We start from the raw sequence: 288 nt of genomic DNA, 5'->3' as shown, positions 1-288 counted from the left end.
CGCCGGAGTCGGTCGCCGACATCTGCGGCTGCAGCCCCGACGATATTCGCAAGGCCGCCCGCATGTACGCTACGGCCCCCAACGCCATTATCGGCTGGGGCATGGGCGTCACCCAGCAGCGCCAGGGCGTGAAGACGGTGCACACCATCGCCGCCATTGCCTGCGTCACGAACCAGATCGGCCGCGACAACGCCGGCCTGGCTCCGGTGCGCGGCCAGAACAACGTCCAGGGCTCCGGCGACATGGGCATGTGGCCGAGCCTGCTTCCCGGCTATCAGAAGGTGGAGA

At 68.4% G+C, this 288-nt stretch carries 1 pseudogene; it reads left to right on the top strand.

The features are described 5' to 3' along the window. A pseudogene (locus NE591_RS15465) lies at nucleotides 1–288 on the top strand (molybdopterin-dependent oxidoreductase); the annotation flags it as partial.

The organism is Adlercreutzia sp. DFI.6.23 (assembly GCF_024462535.1).
GTDB lineage: Bacteria > Actinomycetota > Coriobacteriia > Coriobacteriales > Eggerthellaceae > Adlercreutzia > Adlercreutzia rubneri.
The sequence above is the reverse complement of the archived record's forward strand: the minus strand, read 5'-3'. Positions and strand labels throughout refer to the sequence as shown.